The organism is Desulfuromonas svalbardensis, from assembly GCF_055389415.1.
Genome location: NZ_AP042416.1, coordinates 142,005 through 167,927, shown reverse-complemented (window position 1 = coordinate 167,927; position 25,923 = coordinate 142,005). Strand labels below are relative to the sequence as shown.

Here is a 25,923-nt window from a genome sequence, read left to right as displayed (position 1 = left end):
CCGTATTTTTAGTAGGTTATTTAAACATTAGCCCCCAAAGGACAATTTCTATGCGTATATGGATAGTTTTACTTGTCAGCTCAGTGCTGGCGTTGTCAGGTTGTAACGAAGAGAAGAAAGATGCGAATATTTCTCTTGAAACCCTAAGTCAAAGAGTCAGTTATAGTGTTGGCTACGATGTGGCTAAGAACTTTAAAGACAATGAATTCAATTTAGATATGGCGATTGTCCTTGCTGGTCTTAATGATGCTCAAAACGGTGCTGAACCTCGTCTGAATCAAGAGCAAATTGCTGCGACAATGGCAGAGTTTCAACAGTATATGGTTGAACAACATCAGAAGAAAACCGATGCTCAATCTCAAGTCAATGTTACGGAAGGCGATGCGTTCTTAGCAGCTAATAAAGCAAAGGAAGGCGTTGTAACCCTTGAAAGTGGTCTGCAATACAAGGTGGTTACTGAAGGGGCTGGGCGTAAGCCTTTGGCCGAGGATGTGGTACAGGTCCATTATAGCGGAACATTGATTGATGGGACAGTGTTCGATAGCTCATATGATCGTGGACAGCCGGCAGAATTTCCAGTTTCTCGTGTTATCGCGGGCTGGACTGAGGCACTTCAGTTGATGTCTGAAGGTTCAAAATGGCAGTTGGTGATTCCATCAAATCTTGCTTATGGTGAACAAGCAATGGGCGGCGCTATCGCACCCAACTCAGTGTTGGTTTTTGAGGTGGAGCTGTTGAAGGTCCTTACTGAAGCAGCCGCTGTAGAGCCTGTAACAACAGAGGGTGGCCATTAGTCTTATCATTGAGTCGGTATGTTGTTGAAAATAAAAAGTCGCTTTTCACGATTGCGTGGAAAGCGGCTTTTTTGTGTCTAAAGTTCTGAGCCACAATCCTTACAGAATAATGCATCTGGCGCATGACCTTCACTACTGCAATCGGGGCATGATGTGGTTGATATTGCTGTGCGATTTGATGCCTGAGTTAGTCCAACGGTAACAATCCCTGTGGGAACGGCAATAATGCCGTAACCTAAAATCATAATAATTGATGCGAGAACCTGACCAAGGTCTGTTTGAGGCGATATGTCGCCATATCCGACCGTTGTTAAGGTGACTATGGCCCAATAAATGCTTCGCGGGATACTAGTAAAACCATTCGCTTCCCCTTCGACCACGTACATAAGTGAGCCGCAGATGACGACGAGTGTTCCCACCGCAAATAGAAATACCGCAATCTTTCGGCCGCTGGAACGTAATGCTGCGAGCAGGTAATTGGCTTCATCTAAATATTGAACCAGTTTTAGAACACGAAAGACGCGTAAGATTCTCAGTACTCGTACCACAAGTAAGTATTTGGTGCCGGGGAGAACGAGGCCGAGATAGGTGGGGATGATCGCGAGCAGATCGACGATACCAAAAAAACTGGTAGCATACTTAATCGGGCGACCAATACACACGAGGCGCAATAGGTACTCGATGGTGAACAGGATGGTGAAAGCCCATTCAGCGATGAGTAACAATTGACCGATAGATTGTTGCCAGTGCGAAACGCTGTCAATCATAACAACAATAATGCTGGCAATAATGCACACGATGAGTAGCACGTCAAATATTTTGCCCGCAGGTGTTTCTGCTTCGAAAATAATTTCGTGCAGGCGATTTCGCCAGTTTAAAGCGAGTTTCTTGTTCGATTGTTCGTCTGAATGGATTCTCTTCATAGTGTCACTCCAGAAAGTCGAAGAGGGTCTTTATGTTGGAGTCATGGCTAAAAAAAAAGCGAAGCCAGTAGGCTTCGCTTTCTTGTGAATCATGTAAGTCGCGATGTCGGCTTACTTTACGTGGCAACCAGCACACTTAGTTGGGCCATCATTGCCTTTGTGGCAAGTCTTGCACAGATCTTTATGAGCGGTTTTTTTGTCTACAGCAATTTTAGCTGGAGTTGCAGCACCGTGGCATGCAGCGTTAGCGCAGCTGTCAACAACTTTTGTTCCGTGCATAGCGTGGTCAAAAGTTACAGCACCTTTTTTGCAGCCTTCAGCGTAGGTTACAACATCAGCAGCAAGAGCGGTAGAGGCTGCAAAAGCAACCAACATCAGAGCAACGATCAGTTTTTTCATGTTTTCCTCCTAAGATAAATAAAAATTCAATCGTGCAAACTTAGATGAAAATTTAAATGGGGTCAAGGTGAAAATTTCACTGCTTTTATCAAAAAAGCTGCGCACTGTTGCAGTAGTAGGCTGTATACTTTTATTTATGACACTTCTTGCAGTCGCTGGATTGTCGTCCGTCTCGGCATAGTTTTGGTGCTATGTTACCTTTTAGGTGGCATTCAAGACACTTGATATGGGCCACAATCTCGCCTCAACCTTGTTGGTATGACTATGGCAAGTACGACACATTTTCCCGTGAGCTGTTTTTTTGTTTAAAACAATTTTGGTCTTTATCCCCGAGACACCATGACACGCGACATTACTGCAACCGTTTTTAACAAAATCACTGTGGCTTTCGTGGTCAAAGATGACAGGGCCTTGACTCGATTCCTGAGCATAGGTGACCGAGTCTGGCCCATTATTGGCGCCAGAAATAGAGGTGCATAGCATTATTATAAAGAACAGAAGAAGTCATTTTGTGCTGTTTTTCATGGCGTTATCTTTCCTGTTTTGGAATCGGATCGTGTAAGAGTTTTTGTTCATCTGAAATAATAAAATTATTAGAGTCACCCCCCCTGCGGTCAATTTCTTTGTTGTGTTTGAGTGGGTTGATGACTGTTTGTTGGGTCGTTGGCGTGTCTTTCTCTGTACGGGTTCAAGTGTTGCCTATTTTGGTATTTATTGATACACATGACTGGTTGTGCTGTTTGTCTCTTGGAGGTTGTTATGGAACAGAAAATTCAAATGTTGCTCGATACGATTAAGAAATTGATACGTCGTGGAGCACATTCCAATATTGATAATTTACTCAAAAAAACTCACCCCGCCGATATTGCTCATCTGTTTCGTTATTTAGACTTAAAAGAACAGCGTATTTTATTTCATATGCTAGAGGATGTCGATACCGCTGCGGAGGTGTTGTCTGAGATTGAACACAGCGCCAGTGCGTTGCTGCTGGAGCAGATTGAAAAAGACACCATTGTCGATGTGCTTCAACATATGTCACACGACGATGCCGTTGATATTATCCAAAATATGCCTGAGGATTTAGCCGATGAGATCCTCGATAGTATGCAGGATGATTGTTCTGAAGAGATTGAAAATCTCATGCAATATCAGGAGGATAGTGCTGGTGGGATTATGTCCACCGAGTTCTTCTCATTGTGTGAAGATTTAACAGCTAAAGAGGCGATTGAGGCGCTACAGGGTGCGGATGACGCCGAGATGGTTTTCTATATCTATGTCACTGATCGCCATAACCATTTAGTGGGTGTTTTATCCCTGCGGCAATTACTCACTGTGCCAGCAGGACGCTGCTTGCGCGACATTGTTTCCGAAGGTGTGATTAGTGTTCGCGTTGATACCGATCAAGAGGAGGTTGCGCAGCAAGTTGCTAAATACAATATTTTAGCAATTCCCGTTGTCGATGATCACAATAAGCTTTTAGGTATTATTACCGTAGATGACGTTATTGATGTTATGCGTCAAGAGGCAACGGAAGATATCTATAAAATGGCAGGTGCCAGCGAAGAGGAGCTGATGTATGGCTATAAGTCATTCAAAATTGCTCGGTTGCGGTTGCCGTGGTTATTGGTTAACTTGTTTGGTGGTGTGGTCACAGGCTACTTAATGTGGTGGTTTCAACTCACCCTTAAAGAGGTGATTTCTCTGATCGCATTTATTCCCGTTATTACCGGTATGGGGGGTAATGTTGGCAGTCAATCGGCGACGATTGTTGTGCGCGGTTTTGCTACAGGACGGATCGACTTTACTACCATGCGCCAGGTGTTTTTAAAGGAACTGCGGGTTGGGATTATTATGGGGTGCGTTTGTGGATTGACGGTAGCTGGTATTGCAACCCTTTGGCATCAGAATATTTATCTGGGTTTAGTCGTCGGAGTGGCCATGGTAACGGCGATGACAGTTGCGGCCTGTATGGGCGTGTTGGCGCCAGCATTCTTTAAACGAATCGGTGTTGATCCCGCAATTGCCTCCACCCCGTTTGTTCAGACGGCAAATGATATTACCGGTATCTTGATCTATTTCGGAACCGCCACCCTTTTTATTGATAAACTTCGCTAAAGCATCAAGTATATGATTGATGCCGAACCCTGCGAAGCGATTATTCTCCGTTATACCAACTATGGTGAAGCGGATCGTATTGTTTCTTTGTTAACCAAGGAGCACGGTGTTTGCAGTGCTTTTGCACGCAATGCACGAAGAAGCCGCCGTCGTTTTGGCGGCGCACTGCAACCTTTTAACCGTATTCGAGTGCTGTGGCAGCAGCGCCGACGAGCTGGTATTGCGCAACTTGCTGAGATTGAGTTGCTTGAAGCTGCAACACCATTAGTCTCAGATCTTGGTGCCCTGTCTATGGCCGCTTATGGTTGTGAGTTGGTCTCCGTTTTGTTGCCAGAAGAACAGCCGGTTGCAGATGTCTACCTTGTTGTTGCCGCCTTCCTCTCTCATCTCCCCCATGCTGAATCCCTTGCTGTTTCACGCCTATTGCTTGAATTGCGCTTGCTAGAACTCGCTGGACTGTTGCCCCATCTTGGTCATTGTGCCAGTTGTTGGGAGCCTTTATGTGATGATTGGTTGGTGTTTGATGGTCGTCGTGGTGGAACGCTGTGTCCTCGCTGTGCACCTGATGGTGTAGGCGTTGCCGTTGCGTCAACAACTTTGGGCAGTTTGGTCCGTTTGCTTCGTGTCGAACCAACTCAGTTTTCTGCTATTCGACTCAGTGATGAGACTCTGCAACAAGGTGGCGCTGTGATGCGCCATGTTCTGAGTTTACATATTGGTCGAACACTGAAAAGTGAGCAGTTTCTTAGTCAAATACAGCAAGCGTTATAAAGGCGTTATGGCCTGTTTTGCCTTGACAGTGACCAAAGGAATAGGCTAGTAATTTTGGTTTTACTTGGGGATGGTTTGTTAGGGTAATATTTGCCCGCCCCTTCTTTTGACTTTTTTCCGTATTCTACGATGTTGGTAGCTTTCTCGGAGGTTTTATTGTGACATTTCAAGATTTGATTTTGTCGTTACAGAATTATTGGGCGCAGCAAGGCTGTATCATTCAGCAGCCTTATGACTTAGAAAAAGGGGCAGGGACCTTTAATCCTGCGACTTTCTTACGTTCTCTTGGCCCAGAGCCTTGGAATGTTGCTTATGTTGAGCCCTCACGCCGGCCAACTGACGGTCGTTATGGCGAGAATCCAAATCGTTTGCAGCATTATTACCAATTTCAGGTAATGCTCAAGCCTGCACCACTCAATATTCAAGATCTGTACCTCGATTCATTGCGTAGCTTTGGCATTGATCCCACGTGTCACGATATCCGTTTTGTTGAGGATGACTGGGAATCACCGACTCTTGGCGCATGGGGCCTCGGTTGGGAAGTCTGGCTTGATGGTATGGAGATCACACAGTTTACCTACTTTCAACAGGTCGGCGGTATTGACTTGAAGCCGATCCCTGGTGAAATTACCTACGGTTGCGAGCGGATTGCTATGTATATTCAGGGCGTTGATAATGTCTACGATCTTGAATGGGCCAACGGGATAAAGTACGGTGACATTCATCATCAAACTGAAGTTGAATTCTCGGCATACAATTTTGAAGAAGCGGATACGACGATGTTGTTCCAACTCTTTGATATGTACGAAAAAGAGTGCATTCAACTGGCCGAAAAAGAGCTGGTGTTCCCTGCCTACGACTTTGTAATGAAGGCGTCGCATGCGTTTAACTTGCTCGATGCACGTGGTGCGATCTCAGTCACCGAGCGTGCTCACTATATTGGTCGTGTGCGAAATCTATCTCGTTTATGTGCTGAAGGGTATGTTGTTCAGCGCGAACGTTTAGGGTTTCCTCTGCTGAAAAAATAATTAATTCTGTTCATAAACCACGGTGCTGCCGTGGTTTGTACTTTATAGGTTGTCGGTGAAAGATTCTCATCGAAACTTACATGGAGTAAAAGTGATGTCCAAAGAACTGTTTCTGGAAATAGGAACTGAAGAGATTCCCGCTGGAATGCTACCAGTGGCTATGCGTGATCTGGAACGGATGATCCGTAAAGAATTAACTGCTGCGCGCATCGAATTTGGTGCCATTACCACCTATGCGACACCACGTCGTTTAGTTCTGGCTGTGGCTGATGTTGCGGAACTCCAACAGCGCCAAGAGTTAAACCTTACGGGCCCATCTATCAAGGTTGCTTATGATGCGGATGGTAATCCGACTAAGGCTGCGCAGGGTTTTGCACGTTCTAATGGTGTAGACGTTTCTGAACTCAGTCAAAAAGAGACAGAAAAAGGGAGTTACCTTTTTCTTTCCAAGGTCATTGAGGGACAACCCGTTTGTGATCAACTTCCGGCGATGTTATTGAAAATTGTATCGAGCCTGTCATTCAAAAAATCGATGCGCTGGAAAGATCTCGATATCCGCTTTGCCCGGCCTATACACTGGATGGTCGCTCTGTTTGGTGGTGACGTGGTTCCTTTTAGTTATGGTGAATTAACCAGTGGCAACGAATCGTTTGGCCACCGCTTTATGGCTCCTCAAGCCTTCACTGTCACAGGGCTCGATGATTTTGTTGCTAAAGCGCGTGAGCACTTTATTATTGTTGACCCTGCCGAGCGTAAACAAATTATCGCCCGCGAGATCGAGCGTGTTGCTCGTGAAGAGGGGGGCGCTCTCAACGTTGATGAGGAACTTCTTGAAGAGGTCGCTTATCTTGTTGAGGATCCCACTCCACTGTGTGGAAGTTTTGACGAAGAGTTTTTGCAACTACCTGATGAGCTGTTGATCACCAGCATGAAGGAGCATCAGCGCTACTTTACTCTCGCTGATGATGAGGGTCGCTTGCTGGCGAAATTTATCACCATCTCTAATACGCGTCCTAAAGATCCAAGTGTCGTTGTGAAAGGGAATGAGCGGGTGCTGCGTGCGCGTTTATCCGATGCGATGTTCTTTTGGAAGGAAGATCAAAAGAAGTCACTCGAATCGCGACTCGAAGCCCTCAAGAATGTGGTGTATCAAGCCAAGCTCGGTACCAGCTATGCAAAGGTTCAACGCTTTACACTTTTGGCTGAAACCCTTGCGAACCAACTTGATCCTAGCTGTCTAGAGCTAACCCGCCGCGCAGCAACACTGTGTAAGTGTGATCTTGAGACGGGAATGGTCTATGAGTTTCCTGAACTTCAGGGGATCATGGGGCGTGAATACGCTAAAATTGAAGGGGAAGATCCACGCGTCGCCACAGCGATTTATGAGCATTACTTACCCATTCAAGCTGGTGGTGAGTTACCTAGTGATAATGTGGGTGCCTTTGTCTCATTGGCAGACAAAATAGATACCGTTTGTGGTTGTTTCGGCGTTGGCTTAATCCCAACCGGAACGGCTGATCCGTATGCTCTACGTCGTTGTACTATCGGTATTCTCAATATCCTCATTGAGCGTGGTTTCCGTATCTCATTGCCATCACTTGTTGCTCAATCTGTGAAGCAATTGGAAGACAAACTCAATCGCAGCGCCGAAGAGGTGACTGCTGAGGTGGTTGAATTTATCCGCCTACGCTTTGTTAATATGCTGACTGGCAAAGGGTTCTCTGCTGATGTTGTTGAAGCGGTTCTCAGTGCAGGGTTTGATGATGTGATCGATGCACGTCAACGTGTTGAAGCGTTGTCGGCGATGAAAGAACAGCAAGACTTCGAAGCACTTGCGGCAACATTTAAACGGGTTGGTAACATCATTAAGGGGGGTGTATCCGATGCCGTTGTCGAGAATGTTTTTGAAGAGGATTGTGAAAAAGAGTTGTTTGCTGAGTTGCAGCGCATTCAACAGGATGTCACTCGCTTAATGGCTAGTGGGGATTATCCTGAAGTGTTGCGAAGCATTGCCACGTTACGCCCAGCTGTGGACGCTTTCTTTGATGGTGTCATGGTTATGGCTAATGACGAAGCGGTTAAGACAAACCGTCTCGCATTGCTGACTCAAGTTGCCGGCTTATTTGCTGGTTTGGCCGATTTTTCTCGTATTGCTGCGTAGACTTATTGCAACGTAGCTCATTTTGGATTAACCAACTTTTTTGTGAGGAGGAAGACTGATGTCAGTCAAATATGTGTACTTCTTTGGCGACGGTAAAGCTGAAGGTACAAGCGAAATGAAAAACCTGTTGGGTGGTAAAGGTGCTAACCTTGCTGATATGACCTCGATTGGCCTACCTGTGCCAGCTGGATTCAGTATCACCACAGAGGTGTGCAATGAGTATTATAAAAATGATCGCAATTATCCTGACGGATTGAAAGATCAAGTTTTAGCAAAGCTCACTGAGATGGAGCAGTTGATGGACAAAAAGTTCGGCGATGCTGAGCGTCCATTACTGGTATCGGTTCGTTCCGGTGCTCGTGCTTCCATGCCAGGGATGATGGATACCGTTCTCAACCTCGGACTTAACGATCAAACCGTACAGGGCATTATTAAGCTCAGCGGTGATGAGCGTTTTGCCTACGATTCCTATCGTCGCTTTATTCAAATGTACGCTAACGTCGTTAAGAATCTCGATGGCGAGCTTCTCGAAGATATTCTTGAAAACATGAAAGAGGATCGCGGTGTTGAAGAGGATACCGCTCTGACCGCTTCTGATCTTAAAGAGTTGGTTGGCCTGTTTAAAAATAAATATACTGAAGAGTTAGGTGAAGCCTTCCCTAATGATCCGCAAGAGCAACTGTGGGGCGCGATTGGCGCAGTCTTCGGTTCGTGGATGAATCAGCGTGCGATCACTTATCGTCGCTTAAACAATATCCCTTCAGAGTGGGGTACTGCTGTTACGGTTCAATCAATGGTCTTTGGTAACATGGGCGATGATTGTGCTACAGGTGTTGCGTTTACTCGTAACCCATCAACAGGTGAAAACCTGTTTTTTGGTGAGTTTTTGATCAACGCTCAAGGTGAGGATGTTGTTGCGGGTATCCGTACTCCTCAACCGATCAACAAAGCGGGCAGTGATGGAACCCTTCTTTCAATGGAAGAGGTGATGCCTGAAAGTTACGAACAGTTGATGGTGATTCAGCAAAAACTTGAGAAGCATTACCGCGATATGCAAGATATTGAGTTTACCATTGAAAAAGGTCGCTTGTTCATGTTGCAGACCCGTAATGGTAAACGTACCGCTAAAGCAGCGGTGGGTATTGCTGTCGATATGGTTCAAGAGGGCTTGATCACTGAAAAGGAAGCCATTCTTCGTGTGGCTCCAGAGCAGCTCGACCAACTTCTCCACCCATCTCTTGATCCCAATGCACAAAAAGATGTCATTGCAAAAGGACTTCCTGCGTCACCTGGTGCTGCCTCGGGTGAGGTGGTTTTCTCTGCTGACGAGGCGGAAGAAGCCAAGAAGCTAGGTCTAAAAGTAATTCTAGTGCGTGTAGAAACCAGCCCTGAAGATATTCATGGTATGCATGCGGCTGAAGGTATCTTGACTGCGCGTGGTGGTATGACATCTCACGCTGCCGTTGTTGCTCGTGGTATGGGTAAGTGCTGTGTTTCAGGTTGTGGCGATATCAAAATTAATTATGAGAAACAACAGTTTGCGGATCGTTCTGGTAAAGTGTTTAACAAGGGCGATATCATCACCCTTGATGGTTCTACCGGAGAAGTGATGTGCGGAACCGTTCCGACGGTTCAACCTGAATTAACCGGTGAGTTTGGTACATTAATGGGTTGGGTCGATCAGGTTCGTCGCCTTAAGGTTCGTACCAATGCTGATACTCCTGCTGATGCCAAAGTCGCTCGTGAATTTGGTGCCGAAGGGATTGGCCTATGTCGTACTGAGCACATGTTCTTTGATGCTGGTCGGATTATGGCGGTACGCGAGATGATTCTTGCTGAAGATCTCGATGGTCGCAAGTTGGCGCTGGCTAAAATTATCGGTATGCAACGCGAAGACTTCCTCGGCTTGTTCCGTGAAATGAAGGGCCTCCCTGTTACGATCCGTCTATTAGATCCACCATTGCATGAATTTTTACCTCATACCGATAAGGAGATTGACGGTTTAGCTCAGAGCATGAATGTTCCTGCTGAGACGTTGAAGCAAAAGGTTGAATTCCTCCACGAATTTAATCCGATGCTCGGTCATCGTGGCTGTCGTTTAGGGATCACCTACCCTGAAGTGTATGACATGCAAGTTCGTGCCATCATGGAAGCAGCGTGCGCTTTGATTAAAGATGAAGGGTTCGATATTGTCCCTGAAATTATGATCCCATTGATTAGTGGCGTGAAAGAACTTGAGATTTTACGTGCTAATGCAGTGAAAGTCGCTGATGCGGTGATCGCTGAGTATGATGTGAAAGTTGAGTATCTAGTTGGCACCATGATCGAGTTACCTCGTGCAGCGATTACCGCTGATCAGGTCGCTACCCAAGCAGATTTCTTTTCATTCGGCACCAATGATCTAACTCAAACAACGTATGGCCTCTCTCGTGATGATGCGGGTAAGTTCTTGCCACTGTATGTTGAGCAAGGGATCTTCGAAGAAGACCCATTTGTTGCTATTGATCAAGATGGTGTTGGCTTCCTCGTTGAGATGGGTTGCCAAAAAGGGCGCGAAACTCGTCCAGATATCAAGCTTGGCATCTGTGGTGAGCATGGCGGTGAGCCATCAAGTGTTATCTTCTGCCATAAAATTGGTCTAGATTATGTTTCATGTTCGCCATATCGTGTACCGATTGCACGTCTTGCTGCAGCGCATGCGGTTCTTCTTGAAGAGCAGTAAGCAACGCACGGCACTCGGTGTCGAATAGTTAGATTGATTCAAAGGCCTCTGGGAAACCAGGGGCCTTTTTTATGAGTTTATTGTGGAGGGTTTCTCTCTGCATTTGGATGTGGTATAAGTTTTAGTTCATGTAGAGATTGATATAGCGATGGCGTAGGTGATATGAATTTATGATCTCGCTACGATCATCGTGTCACATTCAAGATCTTATTCTGGAGGAACCAATGAACGGTATGAAATACACTTTCTTAGCACTTTTAGTTAGCGTGATGTTTTCTGTCGTGCCCTCTGTGCAGGCATTTCCGTATGTTTCGATCAATGTTGATGCGCCGTATCAATATAATGAGGGTGATGCAGAGACCTATATTAAGCAGATTAAAAGTCAAAACCCATTGGCACAGCGCGATGCCGCCAAGCGGATTATCCGTGGTCAGATGTTTGGCCCTGAAGTGATGGATGTCGTCGAAGAATACCTTCTTAAAGGGTTTAAAATTAGAGGCAATAATCGTGATCACGTTGATGCCATGGCATGGATGATTAAGGCGTTGGGTGCAACAAATGATTCGAAATACAGTCCAACCCTTGAGATAATCATGGCTGAGGGCAATCGTAAGTTACGTGGCTATGCCAAAAAGTCCCTAGCGCAAATGTATTAAGTACTATTGGATAATTAAAAACATTAAAGCCCCTGTTGCAGGGGCTTTTTTTGTGGAGTGAAACGTTGAGGAAAAGTTTGTTATGTCCGTTGTGCGCTGATCGTCATGTTGAGTTGTACGCTCAAGATTCGCGTCGAAGCTACTATGAATGTCAGTGCTGTCGCTTGGTGTTTGTCGATCAACAGGATTTTCTCCCCGCAGATGAAGAGAAGAAGGTCTACGATCAGCATCAAAACAATCCGCTAGATCGTGGTTATCGTCAATTTCTAAGTCGGTTGTTCGATCCTGTTTTAGAACAGCTTGGCGATAATGCGCAGGGGCTGGATTTCGGCAGTGGACCAGGGCCAACCTTGTCGTTGATGTTTGAAGAGGCTGGTTATACGATGACCATTTTTGATCATTTTTATGCCAATGATCCATTGGTTTGGCAGCGGTCATACGATTTTATCACCAGCAGCGAAGTGGTGGAGCACATCCATCAACTTGGCACTGAACTTGAGCGGCTATGGTGTCACCTAAATTCTGGTGGAGTTCTCGGTGTGATGACTAAAATGGTTACTGACGCTGAGGCGTTTAGTCGCTGGCATTATAAAAATGATCCGACTCACGTTCGTTTTTTTTCACGCGCAACCTTTCACTGGCTGGCGCAACATTGGCAGGCTGAGTATGAATTTGTTGGTTCTGATGTGGTGATCTTCCGTAAGGCTGTCGTTTAACCTGATTTCCGTTCATTAGCTGATTGTGACAGGATCTTTGAGATTTTTTCACCCTTTGCCGCTGGCAGTCTATTCGAGCGCTGAGCGAGGTCAACCGTTTGTAGCCCCAGTTGTTGATACAGGGCGACAAGGTTAGGGTGATGTTGTTTGAGTTGTTCTAGGTGGCTGGTAATCGTACCATCATCGCCGCGAACAATTGGCCCAGTTAGCGCGGTTTTTGGGCCAAGGGTGAGGCTGTTTTCTACCGCTGTACGAATGAGGGGGCCGAGTACTGATAGGGGAATATCCTGTTGCGGATTGCATTGGCTAAGAACTTCACCGGCACTGTCGATTAAGGTGGTGATATAGTTGGATGCCATACAGGCAGCAGCATGGTAGCGGGCCTTGTATTGCCCTTCAATGATGAATGATTCTCCCCCCAGATCGCTAACAAGTTGTTGCCCCTGTTCAATCGCCTGCGTATCCCCTTCAAGAGAGAAAAAACATCCCGCTAAACTCTTCATCCCCTGTTCGCCACTGGCAAATGTTTGTAATGGATGCATTGCCAGTACCTGCTGGGGCATGTCAGCAGAGTGTTTAAGTATCTGTGCTGGATGCAAACCGCTGCAATGGACGAGGAGGGTGGTCTCGCGAAGTGGCACCGTTGCGCACAACTGTGCCGCGATTGTCGCCAGTTGATCATCCGCCGTGGCGATAAGGATAATGTCTGCTGGTGCACAGCGGTTGATATCGGTGGTGGCCATCAGTTCGGCACCAATAAAGCGCGCCGCGTCAGCCGTACGAAGTCGATCACGGCCAACGATGGCTGTAATCGGGTAGCCTTGTTGGCGCAACAGGGCTGTGACGGCTTGACCCAGGCGACCCGGACCGATTAAGGCGACGGAGGGTTTAGCGCACCCAATCATTTCACGCTAACCTGAAGCGTGCCAATGCCCTCAATCATGGTAGCCATGGTGTCGCCACTGACAACTCGACCGACCCCTGCTGGGGTGCCCGTAAGGATAATATCACCTGGCTCAAGGGTAAACCCTTGAGTGATGGCGGCAATCGTTTCAGGAATACGGCGAATCATGCAGTCGGTGTTTGAATCTTGACGCAATTGACCGTTAACACTGAGTTGAATGGCTAAATTGTGTGGATCAACAATCTTGTCTGCGCCGACAAAACTTGAGATGGGACATGAGGTGTCAAAGCCCTTGGCTTTCTCCCAAGGAAAGCCTTTCTCCTTTAGTTTCGCTTGTGTGTCACGCAGTGTCATATCAATAGCAATGCCGTAACCAGAGATATGGCTCATAGCATCCTCAGCGGCAATGTTTTTACCTTTTGTACCAATGAGAACAGCCAGTTCAACTTCATGATGACAATCATTAGAGTAGGGTGGAATCTCAACGTGTTCACCTTCGAAAATCATGCTGCTGGCGGGTTTGAGGAAAATGACAGGTTCTGATGGGACTTCGTTGCCAAGCTCATGTGCATGCGCGACATAATTTCGAGCTAGGCAAATGATTTTTCCAACGGCAATGGGTGTTTCGCAGCCGTTTAAAGTGATGGTGTGCATGGCGAAATCTCCTTAGTTATCATGAGTGGTCGAAGGTGTTTCCCCGGCGGTGGGTAGCGACCAGTTATAGCGGATAGCCAGTAAGCGTAAAGTGACGACAAGTAGTGCGGAGAGCAGCATGGTCGCGGTGCGTGGAACGCCAAGTTGAGTGAGTACAAAGAACAATATCCCACCTGCTAAACAGGCGGTCGCATAGACCTCTTTTTTTAGGATAAGGGGTACTTGCCCCGAAAGGATATCGCGAATCATGCCACCGGCGGTTGCGGTCATCATCCCCATAATAATTGCGCCAACAAATCCCGTATTGAAGTCCAGCGCCTTACCTGTGCCAATAACCACAAAGGTGCCAAGGCCAATGGCGTCAAAATAAAGCAAAGCATTGCTATAGCGATCGACAACGTGGTGAGTAAAAAATGTGATCAATGCAAAAATGATCGACACATAGAGGTAGGTTTCATCTTTAAGGCAAAACGGTGGGGTATCGCCGAGGAGAATATCGCGTAACGTGCCCCCGCCTATTGCGGTAACAATACCAAGCACTAGAATCCCGAGCAGATCCATTTGCCGGCGTACTCCCGCCAGCGCGCCCGATATGGCAAAAGCCGCGGTGCCGGTCAGGTCAAGAATATAAAGAATATCCACAGGCTCTCACTTTAATCTGATTCCGTTAGACGATTGATGGATTCAGAGGTAATATAGTAGCGGTTAGTTACACTATTTACTGTTGGCGTTGTTGAGCGATAAGCGCTCATGAGCATACTGGTTAAGTGGCGAAAAATCAATCACTTGAGATGGTGTATTTTGCCGAAGGACTGTAATGTTTCTTCCCCTAGCTGATCAACCTAATCCACCCGGCCGACCATATGTAACGTGGGTGCTGATGGCGCTGAATATTCTGGTGTTCGTGGTGATTACGATACCACTGTTACAGTTGCGGCCTGACCCCAGTGACCCGGTGTTGCTTGAATATTTACACCGTATTGGCGTGACCAGTCTACGTCAAGCCCAGATGGTTGCAGCACAGATGAGTGCCTATGACTTGGTGGTGTTTGAGTATGGTTTCAAATCAGCGGTACCGAGTCTCTCAACCCTATTGAGCTCACTGTTTCTCCATGCAGGCATCCTTCATCTCGCTGGTAACATGCTGTTTCTGTGGATCTTTGGCGACAATGTCGAGTATCGACTTGGTTGGTTGAGCTATCTGGTTCTTTATCTGTTTACTGGGATGATGGCGACGCTGTTTTTTGCATTGTTTATGGCCGATTCCCATACCCCTCTTATTGGTGCGTCGGGAGCAATTTCAGGGGTTTTAGGCTGTTATTTTGTCTGGTTTCCGAAAAATAAAGTAAAAACATTTATCTTTTTATTCCCTTTTATTATGGATAGCTTCTATCTTCCTGTGCGTTTGGTGTTGGGGGTTTATTTGATTGTTGATAATCTGTTGCCATTTCTTTTTACTCAGAGTGGTAGTGGGGTAGCGCACGGCGCTCATTTAGGTGGGTTTTTAACCGGTGCGGTCATTGCTTATGGCTTTGACCACCTGCCATTGTTACGACGTGTTCGTCAGTTAAGTGGTCAGAGCGATAGCAAAGAGTTCCATCCTTCAGTGGTGGAACATCTCAATGAATTGATTGAACAGCGGCAATTTTCTGCGGCTGTGCCAGTCTATTTTAAGATACGAGACGAAACACAGCGAAAACAGATATCCGTGTTAGCTCTGCTACCGTTGGCCTATTATCTCTACGAAAACGGCGATGATGATGCAGCATTGGTGATCTACCGCCGTTGTATTGCTGAGCATCCGACCGATGCCGACCTTGATCAGGCGTATTTTGGTGCCGGTAAGGTGCTGTTGAAAAAACGCAATCGTTGGACCAGTGCCTATCATTATTTTCTCGCTGCAGTTGATGTGACCGAAAACCAGACTTTAGCCCAAGCTGCCCGGCAGCATTTGCGTGAGATTGATTGGCGCAGTAATCATTAATTCCTAAAATTTACTTGAATCTATAGTCGGAGATTTTTTCTATGTATTTTCCCATCGCTTATGAAGAACCGGTGTTTCGTCCGCCATCTGAAGGACGTTCGTTGATTCTTCAAGCTACGATCGGCTGTAGCCAAAATCAGTGTCGCTTTTGCGGCATGTACAAAATGAAGAAATTCCGACTGCGCTCGGTGGAGGATTTAACTCAGGATCTCGCTAAAATCTCGCCACTACAGCGGTTGAAGATACAGCGGGTATTTCTTGCCGATGGTGATGCTCTGGTATATCCGCAAGTGCAATTGGTTGAATTATTACAATTGCTGCAACAGCAATTGCCTGGGTTAACACGTGTTTCAAGTTATGCTTCTCCGCGCAGTTTAACGACTAAAACTGAGGAGGAATTACGTTTGCTGCGGGAAAACAAACTACGTATCCTTTATTTTGGTTTAGAGAGTGGTGACAGTGACACGTTGCGTTTGGTCAATAAGGGCTTTGATGCCGAACAGATGTTGGCGTTGTGTCAAAAGGCGAAGAGCGCTGGTCTGAAGTTGTCGGTGACAGCGATTCTGGGCTTGGCTGGTAAAGCACGCAGTCGTGAACATGCAGCTGAGACTGCGAAGTGGATCAACGCACTATCGCCCGAGTATTTTTCGTTGTTGACTATGTTCCGTCGCCATAATGATGATTACTTCACTTCAATTGAGCCGTTGAGTCACGGCGAGGTGATGGCTGAAACACTCGATATTTTACAGCAACTTCATCCGCAAAAGACGATTTTGCGCTCTAACCATGTCTCGAATTTCCTTAATTTAGCTGGCAGTTATCCCAAAGATCGTCAACGTTTGATCGACACAGCGCAACAGGCTCTCGATGCAGGACAACGTGATCCTGTGTGGTTTAACGAAGTACCGAGCTACCGCGAACAGGTGTACTAAATACTCCAAAGCCGTTATCGGCCCCGATAACGGCTTTGGAGTATTGGATCATTATTGGGCGAGTTCGTTAGCAACTCTGTCGAGTAACTGTTGTAAAGAGATAACCACGCTATCATAGCCCGCTTGTTCCTGTTTAGTTTGATAGTCGAATTGGTGCGGGCGAACGTTCGCTTGGCTATCATCCCACCATTGTCCACTAAGCCATACCTCACCAGTCGGCGAACCGTGAAAGCGATCAATCACGACGGTAATAGAGGTCTCTTGTTGAGGTTGACACCCCTGCTGGAGTTGACGCTGAAGGTAACGTTCAATCATACCGGCTAGCGGCTCGGCCCAGCGATGGTAATGACTCGGCTGAATTTGTTGGTCATCAAGTTGAAGAACTAACGATCCCTGAGATAAATATTGAGCGAGTTCAATGCGCAGTTTTGGCGGTGTTGTGTTCAATTCACCTTGCTGGTTCTGCGGCGGATTGAGTAAGTAATAGTGATTCTGTGGTGTTTTTGTTTTAGCACAACCACACAGAGTCATGAATAGCACAACAGTAACGATTATTGCGGTTTTCATCGTGATCCCTCCGGGGATAAATCAGCAGGTCTGGGGTCAGAAAAAATTAAACGACTAGGTTGGGTGTCCACTTGGGTCGACAGTTGTTCAATGCTGTACAGTGTTTGTTGAAGCTGGTCGAGGTTCTGTTCGAGCTGACGATAGACTGGGGAGTCCGATGAATAATCGGCAATAATGGCACTTAACTTAACCCGCAGTTCCAGCAGCGTTTCGTTTAGGTTTTCTGGCAGTTGCTGGATCTCATTACTACCAAGCAGGGTGTCAAGGTGGGCGATAACGGCTTCAGACCGGTTTGCCGCTGAGCTAACTTCACGTAAGGCCAGCCCTGCATCATCGACTGTTTGTTTCAATGCTAATTCGTTAAATTTATCGAGTAGCGTACTGACTTTGGTCTGGATTTGATCAAAACTGTCTGAAACCGTTGGAATTAATGCATACTCAGCAATGGTTTTAGCGCCAGCAGGTTTGGGGGCCTCAATAAAATCGAGAGAAACATAAAGACTTCCTGTGAGTAAGTTTCCTGTTTTAAGACTAGCGCGTAGTCCGGAATCGATCCCTTTGTCAATCCGTTGTTGAAGCCTTTTAAGCGTCAGTTCGGAATCTTCACCCGTCAAGGTCGCGGGAGTAATACGGATGAGGACAGGAATGGAAACGTTATTGTTGTCGAATTCAAGAACATTGCTCGGAATGTAGTCGAATGAGATACCGACAACATGGCCAATATCGAGTCCGCTAAAAGTAACCGGAGCACCGACATCAAGACCACGAACAGAGCTGTTAAAGAGTAAAATATAATCGGAACTGTACAGAAACTGGGTGACATTAATGCTCTGCTGGTTCGGGTACAGGGTGAATTTTTCACCATTGAGAACCACGTCACCTGCGGGAGTATCTTCTGGTAGGGCAAAGGAAACACCACCAATGATCAGAGTTTCTAATGATTCACTGGTTACTCGAACACCTTCTGTATCCATATCAATAGAGATGCCGCTAGCATTCCAAAAACGGCTGGTGCTGCTTACCAGGTCGTTGTACGGAGCATCGATAAAAATATCCGAGCGCACTTGGCGACTTTTCGTGTCAAAAACAGTTTTTTCGACTCGGCCCACTTTAAAACCACGGTACAGAACCGGTTCGCCGACGCTGAGAGATGTATCTCGGTCGCTGATTAAGGTGAGGCGCACCCCTGGTGTATTAGCAGGAGTGGGTGGAATATCCTCCAGTCCGATAAAATTCTTACCCATTTTCTTTGAGCTGCCCGGTGATAATTCAATATAGGCTCCACTCAGTAGGGTACTTAACCCTGATATCCCCGCAGCGCCAAAGCGTGGACGAACCACCCAAAATTGGCTGTCAGTACATAGCAGGGGGCTAACCTCTTTTTTGACCTGTGCTGTGACCAATACGCCATCAAAGTTTGGATTGATTTCGACACTCTGTACGATACCAATATCAACATTTAACGCTTTGATATGGGTTTTATCAGCGACAAGCCCTTCAGCGTTAGCGAACTGAATCGTGATGACAGGCCCTCGTGTGGCATAGTTGTGTAATACCATCCAACCACCAAGAAATACAGCAACAATGGGGACAATCCACACCATTGAAAAGCGACGTTTTTTGCTGATTACTGCGTGTTTATTGGTCACGATTGTTCTCCTCTAATTTATCCCAAATCAGTCGAGGATCAAAGGCCTCGGCTGCGAGCATTGTGATGATGACAACCCCTGAAAAAGCGAGTGCTGCGGGTCCAGGCCGGATGGTGAGTATGCCGCCTATTTGAATTAAGGCAACAAGGATGGCAACAACAAATACATCGACCATTGACCAGCGGCCAACGAATTCAGTAATGCGATATACCGATGTTCGTTGTTTGTAATGTTGGCTGTTTGGGCGCGAAACGCTCCAACTCAGCCACGTTAGCGCACAAAGTTTAGCGCTTGGTACCATAATGCTGGCGATGAAAATGATCAGAGAAACAGGATAGCTACCATGTTCCCACATCAGTATTACTCCGCCCATGATGGTGCTATCAAGCACATTGCCAAATTGGTCTGTATGGGTAATGGGTAAAAAATTGGCGGGTATGTAAAGGACCATTGCCGTGATGAGTAATGAAACAGTGCGTTGTAAACTGTTGGGTATCCTCGTATGTAGGGTTGCGCCACAACGGGGACAATGATGCTGTGTGTTGTTGCTGGTGAGGGTGCAGATGTGACAGTTCGCTAGCCCCTGACTGGCAGCACTCTGCCCTGATATCGCAGGAGTGGATTGCTGGGGCAAGATTGTGCGCCAAAATTGATAACGGTCGAGGGCTGAGAGTGAAATGAGAAAGCACAATGTGAATGCCACATAGGCCCAAAATGATAATCCAAGGACAATGGTCGCCATGCTGGCAATTTTAGTTAAGCTGGCCAGTACTCCGAGGATAAAAACCTCCACCATGCTCCATGGACCAAGGGTAAAGATGAACCTTGCCCACAGGCGTTGGCCTATGACCGGCTGACGTTTTAGAAGAATTGGTATCAGTACCAGTAGTAAGCTTATAATGATGAGTGATGGAACAATTATGATAAACGCCAAAACAAAAAGAGCGAGGATTTTACTGCCATTACGATAAAGTTCTTGAGAACTTTGTAGTAAGGTCATCACCTGCTCTTGACCGTTAACGCTGAAGGAAAGAAATGGATAGATATTGGCGAGGATCAGAAATAGCAGTCCTGCTATGGCGAAGGCGGTGGCGCGTTCAAGAGCACGAATCCTTCGGTGAGTGAGAAGATGTCCACAGCGGGGACAAAAGGCTCGTTGCTTATCACGCAGAGCAACAAACTCGACGATAAGATCGCAATCGGGGCAGGTAAGTTGTTTCATGAGTTATTGCTCAAAGGTGTCAGTGTTAACGTTGACGAGAAATTATCTTACGTTAAAAGCAGTATTTTTAATATGATATTCTTGACAGGTTTTGGTCTTTATGAAAAAGCAAATCGCGTTAGATTGGAAAAAATACGGCAGCTACCGAATTCGATAGCTGCCGCTGTGTGTCACGTTGTTCTCAATCGAAGATTAAGCTTTCCACAGCCCATGTAGGTTGCAATAAGCCCGAGCAATAATATCGTTACTGCGCACCGTGAAGCAGGCCTTAGGTTCATCACCGGGATTTAGAAATACCCGTTGGCTCGCGCCATCAGCAATCACTTCAATCCACTCAATGTAATGCTCTTCGGTCATAGGATGGGCAATGCTTCCAACGGTTACTGTGACGATACCGTCGGCACAGGTGGTAACAGGCACATGCTTCTCTTGCGCCGCATCGGTACTATTTTCCACTAATAAGGTCATCGGTGCACCGCAGCAGATAAGGGTCCCAACACCTTGTGTTAAAACATCAACGATGGTGCCACATACCGAACATTTGTAAATACCGTGTTGAGCTGTCATGTGATTCTCCTTGATAAATTTACGAGATTTGGTGATTCGATTTTGTTTCTTGAAACGCTTCAAACATACTTAATTGTTAGTGTAGCAAATCGTGATCAACATACAAGGCGCTAACACCTTTCTGATGATAGTGAAGCCCACCTCTTCGTATCTAACGAAGCGGACTGTTTTTGTATTCTCTTATGAAAAAAATACATCGTTGTCATTTTTTGCTATGATAGTCAGTATTACTTGAATTGAATAAATGATGATCATAAATAGGAGAAATTGATGAGTGATTTTCGCAACGAAACCGACTCAATGGGTGAGGTCGAGGTCGCCCATCATTGTTACTGGGGGGCACAAACTCAGCGCTCCATCGCCAATTTTCCCATTGGAGTGAACCGTTTTCAATGGCAGCGGCCGGTAATAAAAGCTCTCGGCACGTTAAAAAAATCGGCTGCGCTGGCGAATGCTGAACTCGGTGAACTCCCTGACGAATTGGCGGCTTTGATCAGTCGTGCTGCGGATGAAGTGATTGCGGGATATTTGGATGACCATTTTCCGTTGGTTGTTTTTCAAACGGGATCGGGCACTCAGTCCAACATGAATGCCAATGAGGTGATTTCCAATCGGGCGATTGAATTGGCCGATGGTATTCTAGGCAGTAAAAGTCCTGTTCATCCCAACGATCACGTCAATCGTGGACAGTCGTCTAACGATACCTTTCCCACTGCGATGCATATTGCTGTGGTCGAACAACTCCATCAACAATTGTTGCCTGCTGTGAACACTTTACGAGATACACTCGCAGCTAAAGCTGAAAAAAATATCGACCTAGTTAAAATTGGTCGCACCCATCTGCAAGATGCAACGCCTATTACCCTCGGCCAAGAGATTGGTGCATGGGTCGCACAACTCGATTTCGGCATCAAAGCGGTTCAGGATACTCTGCCGGGGTTGTATGAGCTAGCCATTGGTGGTACCGCTGTGGGTACAGGACTGAATGCACACCCTCAATTTGGCGATCTGGCAGCGGCTAAAATTTCTCAATTAACGGGGTATCCTTTTACTAGCGCAAGGAATAAGTTTTTTGCTTTATCCGCGCATGATGCCTTAGTGCAGACATCGGCGGCGCTACGTACCCTCGCCGGTGGCCTGATGAAGATGGCCAATGATGTCCGTTGGTTAGCCAGTGGCCCGCGCTGTGGCATTGGCGAGTTAAACATCCCTGAAAATGAACCTGGTTCATCCATTATGCCGGGCAAAGTCAACCCCACTCAATGTGAAGCGATGACCATGGTATGTGTGCAGGTGTTTGGTAATGACGCGGCGGTGGCATTTGCTGGAACGCAGGGCAACTTTCAACTCAATGTCTATAAACCAGTGATGGTGCACAATGTTCTCGAAAGCTGTGAACTCCTTGCCGATTCATGCCTCGCTTTCAATGGTCACTGTGCGGTCGGTATTGAGCCAAATAAGGTGAAAATTCAGGAAAATTTGGATAAGAACTTGATGCTGGTCACGGCATTGAATCGCCATATTGGTTATGATAATGCAGCAAAAATTGCCAAGAAAGCCCATCTTGAAGGGCTGACATTACGACAATCAGCTGTTGCTCTTGGTTTTGTCACTGATGAAGAATTTGATCAGTGGATTATTCCCTTGGAGATGACTGATAACTCGGTCTCTTCATAAAATATAATCAGTTTAAAATTATTCTCAGTTTCAGGCATGGAGAGCGGAATTTATGTATGACTGGTTTGCTCAACTAAATCCCATTGTTCAAGCATTATTGGCCACGTTGTTTACGTGGTTCGTTACCGCTCTTGGTGCTAGTTTAGTGTTCTTTTTCAAAACTATTCATCGCAAGGTGCTTGATGGAATGCTTGGTTGCGCCGCAGGGGTGATGATCGCTGCTAGTTTTTGGTCATTGTTAGCTCCAGCAATTGAGATGACAGAACAGGCGGGTGGAATACCGTGGGTTCCCGCTGTTGTTGGCTTTTTATCTGGTGGTTTATTTTTGTGGTCGGTTGATAAGGTGTTGCCTCATCTGCATATCGGTTTTCCGATGAGCGAAGCGGAAGGGATCAAGACCAGTTGGCAACGCAGTACCTTGCTGTGTCTTGCCATTACACTACACAATATCCCTGAAGGGTTAGCGGTCGGAGTCGCTTTTGGTGCGGTGGCAGCAGGTTCGCCCTCCGCATCGTTGATGGGGGCGATTGCCTTAGCTATTGGCATTGGCATTCAAAACTTCCCCGAAGGAACGGCTGTTGCCGTTCCGCTTCGTCGCGAAGGGATGAGCCGTGGTAAGAGTTTTTGGTATGGCCAACTTTCAGGAATGGTTGAACCTGTTGCAGGGGTAATTGGTGCTGCCGCTGTGATTTGGATTGAACCGCTGTTACCCTACGCCCTGTCGTTTGCAGCGGGGGCGATGATCTATGTCGTTGTCGAGGAGGTTATCCCCGAATCTCAATTAGCACGGAATACTGACTTAGCCACTGTTGGCGCCATGTGTGGCTTTGCCCTGATGATGACCCTAGATGTGGCCTTAGGCTAGCAGACTGTCGGACTTCACATGGACCTACTGCGAAATAGCCCGACTTGGCCCATATTCCCGATAATTTTCGACAAATAGGCTTACTGTTAGCTCTCAAATTCTCGAAAATCTGGTCTCAAGCAGTCTATTTCTCGCTACGATCCGTCAAGTCCATCAGTTTGCTAACTTACGCGACACCCGCTTTAACAATAGGCTGTTGGTTACAACTGAAACACTGGAAAATGCCATCGCTAATCCTGCAAATTCAGGTTTAAGATATAGTCCCAACCACGGATAAAGTAGCCCTGCTGCCAAGGGGATACCGACCAAGTTGTAGAAGAATGCCCAAAAGAGGTTTTGTTTGATTTTTCTCAACGTTGCTTTGCCCAACACGATCGCTCGGTAAACATCGCCGAGGTCACTGCGCATTAACACTAAATCCCCTGTCTCTTTGGCAACATCGGTACCTGCTCCAATAGCAATGCCAATGTCGGCTTGCGCCAAGGCTGGAGCGTCGTTAATCCCATCTCCAACCATTGCGACTCGTTTACCCTGATCTTGAAATTGTTGGACAATTTTTTGTTTGTCCTCGGGAAGCACTTCGGCAATAATTCGATTAACCCCTAACACTGCCCCGATGGCATTTCCCGCTTGTTTACTGTCGCCCGTTACCATTGCGGTGGTGATACCCATTTGTGTGAGTCGTTTCAGCAGCGGTGCGGCTTCGGGTTTGACTTGATCCTGAAGAGCGATAATGCCTAATAGCTGCTGATCGCAGCTGACGAAAACCAGCGCTTTACCTGCGCTAGAGAGTTGATTGGCTGTATCGGTGAGACGGCTGGTGTCAATGTCGTGCTGTTGGAGAAAGCGACTGCTTCCAACGTGTACTGTCTGTTGGTTCACTGTGGCTTGTATTCCCATACCGCTTTGTTCGCTAACGCTATCTACCTCTAGGATCGGCCCCACATTTTGAGCGTGTTGAGTAATCGCTTGTGCTAACGGATGGCGGCTTGTTGATTCAACGGCACCAGCAAGTTGCAGGAGTTGGTTCGGATTAATTGTATCCGCAGGGATGAGGTCGGTGACCTTAAATAGACCTTGGGTCAGGGTTCCCGTTTTATCAAATAAGATGGTGTCGAGGTGGGCAATTTGCTCAAGAACTGAGGCTCTCTTAAACAGGATGCCAGCGTTGAGACCGACGGCACTGCCCACCATGATAGCTGTCGGCGTGGCTAACCCTAAGGCACAGGGGCAGGCAATAACCACCACCGATACCGCCATTTTAAAGGCGAAAATAAAGGTTGCACCGCTAACGTACCAGCCCAGAAAAGTGAGAAATGCCAAGCTGATCACGATGGGGACAAAGACCGCAGAAACCCTATCGGCTAAACGTTGAATCGGGGCTTTATCGGCCTGAGCCTCTTCCACCATCCGGACAATTTTTGCTAGTACTGTATTATTCCCGATCTGTACCGCTTCGAGAATGAGTCGACCCGTTTGATTGATTGTTCCACCAGTCACCGCGTCACCGCGCTGTTTAACAACAGGGATCGCTTCCCCCGTAAGCATCGATTCATCTACAGAAGAATTGCCCTCGATCACTCGTGCATCAACGGGAATTTTTTCACTAGCAAAGACGATAACTTGGTCGCCGATTTGCACCTGATCGGTGGCAATCTGCTCTTCGATACCATTACGTCGCACGCGGCTTATCTCGGGTTGTAATTGCATTAATTCACGCATCGCTGCCCCCGCTTTACCGCGTGAGCGTACTTCGAGCCATTTACCCAAACGGATAAAGGTGATGAGCATCGCTCCCGTTTCGAAAAAAACTTCAGGCTGTGGCCCGAGCCAGCCGAGTGCCGCAATGAGTGAGTAGGCGTAGGCAGAGCTAATGCCGAGGGCAACCAGTACATCCATGTTGGCTGAACCATTCTTGAGTGCCTTCCACGCACCACGGTAGAACACTAAGCCTGCTGAAAATTGAACAAGGGTTGCCAGTGTGCCAATTATAATAATGTTGATCGCCGGTGCGGCCGGTGGCCACCACATTAAAGGCATGATGGGGGCGGTCAGAAGTGCTGAGAAAATAAGCCACCTTTTTTGTCGTTGCGCATCAATCTCCTCTTGACCTTCATCTCGTTGATCGAGAGCACCAAAACCAAGCGATGAAACTTTATTGATCACTTCTTGGTGTATTTTATTTTGTTTGATTTTGTTTGAGTCAAAAGAGATTGTCAGTGTGCTTGTGGCAAAATTGACTGTTGCATGATGAATAAAGGCTAGGCTACTTACCCCTTTTTCGATGGTGCTAGCGCAATTAGCGCAGCTCATCCCTTGTAAGGAAAAAGTGATGGTTGTTCCGTTGCTCTGCGGTCGTGGGGTATCGTGGTTTATATCGGCAACTTGCATTATGTCACCTCTCTATCAAGTGTGATGTGACGGTGATTTACTTAATCTTTATGTGTTTGTGAAGAATAGTTTAATTGATTTTGTTTGTGGTGGTTAGAAAAATCTTGAAAAGGGCGTTTTCACGTAGTAGTGTCGCTAAAGATTAGAAAGTAAATTTGAAAAAAATCACGAGTCACCGATAGTTATTACAAGACAACTTTTTACTATGTTGACATATAAATCTACT

22 protein-coding genes are annotated in these 25,923 nt (G+C 46.6%); 12 read left to right on the top strand and 10 right to left on the bottom strand.

Features of this window, described 5'->3' with window-relative positions:
* The first annotated feature begins 50 nt into the window (after positions 1-50).
* Positions 51-794: an FKBP-type peptidyl-prolyl cis-trans isomerase gene (locus ACZ5KY_RS00810; RefSeq protein WP_464242012.1), complete on the top strand. Its 744-nt coding sequence runs from the start codon at positions 51-53 to the stop codon at positions 792-794.
* A gap of 77 nt (positions 795-871) precedes the next feature.
* Here the strand turns inward: ACZ5KY_RS00810 and ACZ5KY_RS00805 are convergent, their stop codons facing one another.
* Both ACZ5KY_RS00805 and ACZ5KY_RS00800 read right to left on the bottom strand, forming a co-directional pair.
* Positions 872-1,717, bottom strand: coding sequence for an ion transporter (locus ACZ5KY_RS00805; protein WP_464242011.1), 846 nt, complete (start codon positions 1,715-1,717; stop codon positions 872-874).
* 111 nt (positions 1,718-1,828) lie between these two features.
* On the bottom strand, positions 1,829-2,116 hold the full coding sequence (locus ACZ5KY_RS00800) for a cytochrome c3 family protein (protein WP_464242010.1): 288 nt from the start codon (positions 2,114-2,116) through the stop codon (positions 1,829-1,831).
* A gap of 759 nt (positions 2,117-2,875) precedes the next feature.
* Here ACZ5KY_RS00800 and mgtE point away from each other — a divergent pair.
* The 7 genes from mgtE to ACZ5KY_RS00765 all read left to right on the top strand — a co-directional run bounded on the left by mgtE (position 2,876) and on the right by ACZ5KY_RS00765 (position 12,285).
* A complete protein-coding gene (mgtE, locus tag ACZ5KY_RS00795; protein ID WP_464242009.1) occupies positions 2,876-4,231 on the top strand; it encodes a magnesium transporter in 1,356 nt (451 codons plus the stop codon).
* Positions 4,232-4,243: 12 nt separating this feature from the next.
* Entirely contained in the window at positions 4,244-5,002 is a 759-nt protein-coding gene (gene recO, locus ACZ5KY_RS00790) for a DNA repair protein RecO (protein WP_464242008.1), read from the top strand.
* A 158-nt stretch (positions 5,003-5,160) separates the two neighbouring features.
* The gene (gene glyQ, locus ACZ5KY_RS00785) at positions 5,161-6,030 is read left to right on the top strand and encodes a glycine--tRNA ligase subunit alpha (protein ID WP_464242007.1); all 870 of its coding nucleotides are present in this window, start codon (positions 5,161-5,163) and stop codon (positions 6,028-6,030) included.
* Positions 6,031-6,124: 94 nt separating this feature from the next.
* Positions 6,125-8,191, top strand: coding sequence for a glycine--tRNA ligase subunit beta (gene glyS, locus ACZ5KY_RS00780; RefSeq protein WP_464242006.1), 2,067 nt, complete (start codon positions 6,125-6,127; stop codon positions 8,189-8,191).
* A 58-nt stretch (positions 8,192-8,249) separates the two neighbouring features.
* Complete coding sequence (ppdK, locus tag ACZ5KY_RS00775; RefSeq protein ID WP_464242005.1) at positions 8,250-10,913, top strand: pyruvate, phosphate dikinase; 2,664 nt, start codon at positions 8,250-8,252, stop codon at positions 10,911-10,913.
* A gap of 224 nt (positions 10,914-11,137) precedes the next feature.
* Positions 11,138-11,569: a hypothetical protein gene (locus ACZ5KY_RS00770; RefSeq protein ID WP_464242004.1), complete on the top strand. Its 432-nt coding sequence runs from the start codon at positions 11,138-11,140 to the stop codon at positions 11,567-11,569.
* Positions 11,570-11,634: 65 nt separating this feature from the next.
* Complete coding sequence (locus tag ACZ5KY_RS00765; RefSeq protein ID WP_464242003.1) at positions 11,635-12,285, top strand: class I SAM-dependent methyltransferase; 651 nt, start codon at positions 11,635-11,637, stop codon at positions 12,283-12,285.
* Here the strand turns inward: ACZ5KY_RS00765 and ACZ5KY_RS00760 are convergent.
* From ACZ5KY_RS00760 to ACZ5KY_RS00750, 3 genes are read right to left on the bottom strand one after another with little or no spacing between them, the layout of a single operon-like run.
* Positions 12,282-13,190, bottom strand: a complete 909-nt coding sequence (locus ACZ5KY_RS00760; protein ID WP_464242002.1) for a Rossmann-like and DUF2520 domain-containing protein — start codon at positions 13,188-13,190, stop codon at positions 12,282-12,284. The two genes, ACZ5KY_RS00765 and ACZ5KY_RS00760, sit on opposite strands and share 4 nt — an antisense overlap.
* Positions 13,187-13,843, bottom strand: coding sequence for a fumarylacetoacetate hydrolase family protein (locus tag ACZ5KY_RS00755; protein WP_464242001.1), 657 nt, complete (start codon positions 13,841-13,843; stop codon positions 13,187-13,189). Before ACZ5KY_RS00755 ends, ACZ5KY_RS00760 begins: the two co-directional genes overlap by 4 nt.
* 12 nt (positions 13,844-13,855) lie before the next feature.
* Positions 13,856-14,485, bottom strand: a complete 630-nt coding sequence (locus tag ACZ5KY_RS00750; protein WP_464242000.1) for a trimeric intracellular cation channel family protein — start codon at positions 14,483-14,485, stop codon at positions 13,856-13,858.
* Between the two features lie 175 nt (positions 14,486-14,660).
* Here ACZ5KY_RS00750 and ACZ5KY_RS00745 point away from each other — a divergent pair, with 175 nt between their 5' ends.
* The gene (locus ACZ5KY_RS00745; RefSeq protein ID WP_464241999.1) at positions 14,661-15,827 is read left to right on the top strand and encodes a rhomboid family intramembrane serine protease; all 1,167 of its coding nucleotides are present in this window, start codon (positions 14,661-14,663) and stop codon (positions 15,825-15,827) included.
* Positions 15,828-15,868: 41 nt separating this feature from the next.
* Complete coding sequence (locus ACZ5KY_RS00740) at positions 15,869-16,759, top strand: radical SAM protein (RefSeq protein WP_464241998.1); 891 nt, start codon at positions 15,869-15,871, stop codon at positions 16,757-16,759.
* 51 nt (positions 16,760-16,810) lie between these two features.
* Here ACZ5KY_RS00740 and ACZ5KY_RS00735 read toward each other — a convergent pair whose 3' ends face one another.
* The 4 genes from ACZ5KY_RS00735 to ACZ5KY_RS00720 form a co-directional block, all read right to left on the bottom strand.
* Positions 16,811-17,326 (bottom strand): PqiC family protein, encoded by a 516-nt coding sequence (locus ACZ5KY_RS00735; protein ID WP_464241997.1) that lies wholly within the window; start codon positions 17,324-17,326, stop codon positions 16,811-16,813.
* Entirely contained in the window at positions 17,323-18,975 is a 1,653-nt protein-coding gene (gene pqiB, locus ACZ5KY_RS00730) for an intermembrane transport protein PqiB (protein ID WP_464241996.1), read from the bottom strand. The genes ACZ5KY_RS00735 and pqiB overlap by 4 nt, the downstream gene beginning before the upstream one ends.
* Positions 18,965-20,197, bottom strand: a complete 1,233-nt coding sequence (locus ACZ5KY_RS00725) for a PqiA/YebS family transporter subunit (protein ID WP_464241995.1) — start codon at positions 20,195-20,197, stop codon at positions 18,965-18,967. Before ACZ5KY_RS00725 ends, pqiB begins: the two co-directional genes overlap by 11 nt.
* A 192-nt stretch (positions 20,198-20,389) precedes the next feature.
* On the bottom strand, positions 20,390-20,764 hold the full coding sequence (locus ACZ5KY_RS00720) for a desulfoferrodoxin (RefSeq protein WP_464241994.1): 375 nt from the start codon (positions 20,762-20,764) through the stop codon (positions 20,390-20,392).
* A gap of 270 nt (positions 20,765-21,034) precedes the next feature.
* Between ACZ5KY_RS00720 and fumC the strand changes: the two genes are divergently transcribed.
* Positions 21,035-22,441 (top strand): class II fumarate hydratase, encoded by a 1,407-nt coding sequence (gene fumC / locus ACZ5KY_RS00715; RefSeq protein ID WP_464241993.1) that lies wholly within the window; start codon positions 21,035-21,037, stop codon positions 22,439-22,441.
* Positions 22,442-22,493: 52 nt separating this feature from the next.
* Positions 22,494-23,306, top strand: coding sequence for a ZIP family metal transporter (locus tag ACZ5KY_RS00710; RefSeq protein WP_464241992.1), 813 nt, complete (start codon positions 22,494-22,496; stop codon positions 23,304-23,306).
* A gap of 153 nt (positions 23,307-23,459) precedes the next feature.
* On the opposite strand, the gene ACZ5KY_RS00705 is transcribed toward ACZ5KY_RS00710, so the two are convergent.
* Positions 23,460-25,697 (bottom strand): heavy metal translocating P-type ATPase, encoded by a 2,238-nt coding sequence (locus ACZ5KY_RS00705; RefSeq protein ID WP_464241991.1) that lies wholly within the window; start codon positions 25,695-25,697, stop codon positions 23,460-23,462.
* Positions 25,698-25,923: the final 226 nt, after the last annotated feature.

What these genes read in the sequence shown, in the direction of transcription:
- ACZ5KY_RS00810 (WP_464242012.1), top strand. Translation starts at nt 51, where the DNA reads ATGCGTATATGGATAGTTTTACTTGTCAGCTCAGTGCTGGCGTTGTCA.
- ACZ5KY_RS00805 (WP_464242011.1), bottom strand. Translation starts at nt 1,717, where the DNA reads ATGAAGAGAATCCATTCAGACGAACAATCGAACAAGAAACTCGCTTTA.
- ACZ5KY_RS00800 (WP_464242010.1), bottom strand. Translation starts at nt 2,116, where the DNA reads ATGAAAAAACTGATCGTTGCTCTGATGTTGGTTGCTTTTGCAGCCTCT.
- mgtE (WP_464242009.1), top strand. Translation starts at nt 2,876, where the DNA reads ATGGAACAGAAAATTCAAATGTTGCTCGATACGATTAAGAAATTGATA.
- recO (WP_464242008.1), top strand. Translation starts at nt 4,244, where the DNA reads ATGATTGATGCCGAACCCTGCGAAGCGATTATTCTCCGTTATACCAAC.
- glyS (WP_464242006.1), top strand. Translation starts at nt 6,125, where the DNA reads ATGTCCAAAGAACTGTTTCTGGAAATAGGAACTGAAGAGATTCCCGCT.
- ppdK (WP_464242005.1), top strand. Translation starts at nt 8,250, where the DNA reads ATGTCAGTCAAATATGTGTACTTCTTTGGCGACGGTAAAGCTGAAGGT.
- ACZ5KY_RS00770 (WP_464242004.1), top strand. Translation starts at nt 11,138, where the DNA reads ATGAACGGTATGAAATACACTTTCTTAGCACTTTTAGTTAGCGTGATG.
- ACZ5KY_RS00760 (WP_464242002.1), bottom strand. Translation starts at nt 13,190, where the DNA reads ATGATTGGGTGCGCTAAACCCTCCGTCGCCTTAATCGGTCCGGGTCGC.
- ACZ5KY_RS00755 (WP_464242001.1), bottom strand. Translation starts at nt 13,843, where the DNA reads ATGCACACCATCACTTTAAACGGCTGCGAAACACCCATTGCCGTTGGA.
- ACZ5KY_RS00745 (WP_464241999.1), top strand. Translation starts at nt 14,661, where the DNA reads ATGTTTCTTCCCCTAGCTGATCAACCTAATCCACCCGGCCGACCATAT.
- ACZ5KY_RS00740 (WP_464241998.1), top strand. Translation starts at nt 15,869, where the DNA reads ATGTATTTTCCCATCGCTTATGAAGAACCGGTGTTTCGTCCGCCATCT.
- ACZ5KY_RS00735 (WP_464241997.1), bottom strand. Translation starts at nt 17,326, where the DNA reads ATGAAAACCGCAATAATCGTTACTGTTGTGCTATTCATGACTCTGTGT.
- ACZ5KY_RS00725 (WP_464241995.1), bottom strand. Translation starts at nt 20,197, where the DNA reads ATGAAACAACTTACCTGCCCCGATTGCGATCTTATCGTCGAGTTTGTT.
- ACZ5KY_RS00720 (WP_464241994.1), bottom strand. Translation starts at nt 20,764, where the DNA reads ATGACAGCTCAACACGGTATTTACAAATGTTCGGTATGTGGCACCATC.
- fumC (WP_464241993.1), top strand. Translation starts at nt 21,035, where the DNA reads ATGAGTGATTTTCGCAACGAAACCGACTCAATGGGTGAGGTCGAGGTC.
- ACZ5KY_RS00710 (WP_464241992.1), top strand. Translation starts at nt 22,494, where the DNA reads ATGTATGACTGGTTTGCTCAACTAAATCCCATTGTTCAAGCATTATTG.
- ACZ5KY_RS00705 (WP_464241991.1), bottom strand. Translation starts at nt 25,697, where the DNA reads ATGCAAGTTGCCGATATAAACCACGATACCCCACGACCGCAGAGCAAC.